General features: G+C 45.7%; 5 protein-coding genes. 2 read left to right on the top strand and 3 right to left on the bottom strand.

What is annotated here, in order from left to right:
• Positions 1-61 precede the first annotated feature (61 nt).
• Positions 62-403: an Hpt domain-containing protein gene (locus tag RMO35_RS02300; protein WP_309738288.1), complete on the top strand. Its 342-nt coding sequence runs from the start codon at positions 62-64 to the stop codon at positions 401-403.
• 7 nt (positions 404-410) lie between these two features.
• Positions 411-1,112, top strand: a complete 702-nt coding sequence (gene sfsA / locus RMO35_RS02305) for a DNA/RNA nuclease SfsA (RefSeq protein ID WP_309738290.1) — start codon at positions 411-413, stop codon at positions 1,110-1,112.
• A 1-nt stretch (position 1,113) separates the two neighbouring features.
• Here sfsA and RMO35_RS02310 read toward each other — a convergent pair whose 3' ends face one another.
• The 3 genes from RMO35_RS02310 to RMO35_RS02320 all read right to left on the bottom strand — a co-directional run bounded on the left by RMO35_RS02310 (position 1,114) and on the right by RMO35_RS02320 (position 3,350).
• Positions 1,114-1,284 (bottom strand): hypothetical protein, encoded by a 171-nt coding sequence (locus RMO35_RS02310; RefSeq protein ID WP_309738291.1) that lies wholly within the window; start codon positions 1,282-1,284, stop codon positions 1,114-1,116.
• 57 nt (positions 1,285-1,341) lie between these two features.
• Positions 1,342-2,655, bottom strand: a complete 1,314-nt coding sequence (locus tag RMO35_RS02315; protein ID WP_309738292.1) for an AmpG family muropeptide MFS transporter — start codon at positions 2,653-2,655, stop codon at positions 1,342-1,344.
• 254 nt (positions 2,656-2,909) lie between these two features.
• Complete coding sequence (locus RMO35_RS02320) at positions 2,910-3,350, bottom strand: DUF2262 domain-containing protein (protein WP_309738293.1); 441 nt, start codon at positions 3,348-3,350, stop codon at positions 2,910-2,912.
• Positions 3,351-3,557 lie beyond the last annotated feature (207 nt).

Raw genomic sequence — 3,557 nt, forward strand, 5'->3', positions numbered from 1 at the left:
GGCGGTCTAGAGGATAAAATAGTAATCGGAGTTAGCCTACGTCTCTTACCTACATTCTCTAATGAACGATCTCATAGATATCGACTGGGAACAACTGCATCAAGTTTCGGAAGACGATCCCGAATTTGAATTAGAATTACTTACCATGTTGGCTGAAGACGTGAAGATTCACATTGAAGATCTCCGTCGTGCCGTAGTCGATGGTGATGCGATCGCGATCGGTCATGAAGCCCACTATATCAAGGGTGCCAGCGCCAATGTGGGGATTGTCAGTATTACCGCCTTAGCCAAACAAATCGAATATCTCGCCCGCGCACAGCAGCTAGGATCGATTAACCCACTCATCGCCCAGATGGCGATCGATCTCGGTCATTTAGAAACTTATTTGGCAACTAGAACCTGAGTCATAAGTGCTATATAACTATCCTCAACTCTATCCCGGCATTTTAGTTAAAAGGTACAAACGGTTTTTTGCAGATATCCAACTAAATACTGGCGAACTAATTACCGCACATTGCCCCAATACTGGCCCGATGACGGGAGTTTGTCAAATTGGAGCACCCGTAATGGTATCTTTTCATGACAACCCCAAACGGAAACTTGCCTACACTTGGGAAACAATTGAAATTGATGGTGTCTGGATCGGCATCAATACCGCACTACCCAACAAACTCATCAAAATCGCCCTCGAACGCTATCTATTCCCAGAATTAGGTAAATATCAAACAATTCGATCGGAAGTGGTCTATGGGCAAGATCGCCGCAGTAGAATCGATTTTCTCCTGACCGATGGTGCGCAATCGATTTATCTAGAAGTCAAGAATACCACTTGGTCGATCGACGATGTGGCAATCTTTCCTGATACTGAAACTACCAGGGGGCAAAAACACCTGCGAGAGCTAATCGCTGTGATGCCCGAACACCGCACGGTGATGCTCTATCTGATTAATCGCGGTGATAAAACCAAGTTTTCACCCGGCGACACCACCGATCCTGCCTACGGGCAACTCCTCCGCACCGCCGTCGCCAAAGGACTAGAAGTGCTGCCCTGTCGCTTCAACGTGACCCCTGAAGGGGTGGAATATCTGGGATTAGCAGAATTAGTCCTGTAGATTAAGCCAGTTTTAACAACATTAACAAGCTCTGAATCAAAATCGCACCTGTTACTGGTGCAGGGCCAGACATATCTGTGGGTAGAAAGATTCTCGCGCTCGAAGCCACTAAGGCAAACAGGAAGATCAGCAAGATGATAAATGGGCCGACATTTTGACGGATGAAAGTCATAGCTTTAGGTGTGCAGACAGATGATGGGTGTATTTATCGATTGTAACAAAAATTAATTTAGGCATCCTTGAAATCGGGTCGATCGTCACCCGCTTTGGCGATAAACAGCAACAGAAACATACTCGGAATGACCACCAACATCGTTACTAAGAAAAAGTTAGACCAACCCAAGGCTTTAACCAGATCTCCCGCTGGTGCGACCAACAGCTTGCTCAAAGCCATCAAACTAGATAGTAGTGCAAACTGAGTTGCCGAAAATTGTTGGTTGCACATATTCATCAAGAACAGCCCAAAAGCCGAGGATTCCATCCCCCCAAAGAAATTCTCGACATTAATCGCCAAAATAAATAATTGAGTCGCAAAGGGTGGCTGGACGAAGTTTTGACACACCGATGCTAAATCGGTAACTCGCGGATCGGGATGAGACGCCTGTGCCAGCATTACATACAGCACGATCCCCGCCGCCTGTAAGCCGCCAAAGATCCAGAGTCCCTGGAAGACACTCATCCGTGTCAACAACACCCCACCCAGCAAAGCGCCAATAATCGTCGCGATTATCCCCATAAAGCCGTTGATATCGCCGATTTGACCTTGGGTAAAACAAGCGGCTTTGAGAAAAGGAATCGACATCGAATTCATCATCGCATCGCTAACTTTATAGGTAACGATGAATAATAAGACTGAAGCGCCATAAACCAGCCCTCGGCGCTGAAAAAAATCTAGAAATGGGAGCGTGACAGCATCAGCAAAAGTCTCAGGCGGCTGGTCTGTAGATTCTGTACCAGGAGCGAACAATGTAAATACTAGCCCCAGCAACATAAATCCAGCCATCACCAGATAAACTGGCTGCCAAGCCCGGAAAACATTTTCAAAAAGTTTAGAGGCACCAGCAAAGGACACAATCAAGGCGACACGATAGCCTGTGGTAAAAATGCTTACCCCAATCGGGCGTTCGGCTCCAGTCAACACGTCAGTCCGATAAGCATCGGCGACGACATCCTGTGACGCGCTCAAAAAGGCAATTAGCACTGAAATAATGGCTAATAAATCGAGATTTTTGGCGGGATCTTGCAGCGACATAGCCGCGATCGCCAATACCAATAAAAATTGGATAATTAGTAACCAACCCTTGCGTCTGCCCAAAAATGGTGGTACGAATCGATCGAGCAATGGCGACCACAAAAACTTAAACGCGTAGGGAAAACCAATCAGGCTACCATACCAACCGATTTTACTCAAATCTGCCCCAGCATCAGACATCCACGATTGTAATGTCTTCAATACGAGTAAGATTGGCAGTCCCGATGAGAAGCCGACAAATAGCAACGCCGCCATTTTTCGGCTCTGAAATACTTGTAGCAATGATTTCACAGTAGTCACCCAATTCTCCCGCAGGAGATGCTCCGCTAACAAATTTCAACCGACAATCATCCCATAAATTAGGGCTGAAGGTATGTTTCTTACTTTGGCTCGAAACTGGCGGTGATTGCCTGGGGTGACGATTTTTCTGTGCGCCTGTTCCGAAATGCTAGTATCGAACTTGCACTAAATAAGTCTTGCTGTGAGCTACCTCCGATCGTTACTGCGGATTCGATCGAGAGCAAACTAACTCTGGATCGATCGACTCAACCCGCAGTCTCAGCATCAGTAAAGTTATTTTCGCTATCCATCACGACCAAAATACAATGCCCCCAAAACAGATCGCCATCATTGTGATAAAAGGATACTTTGCCATCTGAATCGATATCGATCGACTCAAGTGTCATCCGCTGCTGGAATTGTTCGAGTGTTAATGGATCTTCATCGTTATCATCAAGCCACGTCTCATTCTTGATTTGCAGCAAGCCTTCAGCCGCATACTCTTTTGCTAGCTGGGCATAATTATCCAGCTCTCCCGCAAGATTGGCAGCTCTGTTAAATGCAGAGGTTACATCCCCTGCTTCATTTACTGAGAGCTGAATTGAAACATTTGACTGTCTGATTTTGATTTGTCCCTTGTACCAGTCATATTCATTCTCATAGCGCAGCGTTCCTAATTCTGGGTGTTCGAGATTGGGATATTTCATAAGTTCAGCTCTTTATCAAAAGCATACCCGCCATAGACAATCGATCGCACATAAGCAAAACCTATCACACCTATCAGTTCTGCAAAACTGAGAAACGTTTACAAACGTTAACAATCGAGTTAGATTAGATTCATACATCCAAAACATTCCGTTCCACTAGGAACAAACAGCAATCATACAATGACCACAACCTTACAACGCACCCAG

The sequence above is a fragment of the Chamaesiphon sp. OTE_20_metabat_361 genome, assembly GCF_031364565.1.

Excerpts from the sequence above, each read along its gene's own strand:
- RMO35_RS02310 (WP_309738291.1), bottom strand. The coding sequence starts at position 1,284 with ATGACTTTCATCCGTCAAAATGTCGGCCCATTTATCATCTTGCTGATC.
- RMO35_RS02300 (WP_309738288.1), top strand. The coding sequence starts at position 62 with ATGAACGATCTCATAGATATCGACTGGGAACAACTGCATCAAGTTTCG.
- RMO35_RS02320 (WP_309738293.1), bottom strand. The coding sequence starts at position 3,350 with ATGAAATATCCCAATCTCGAACACCCAGAATTAGGAACGCTGCGCTAT.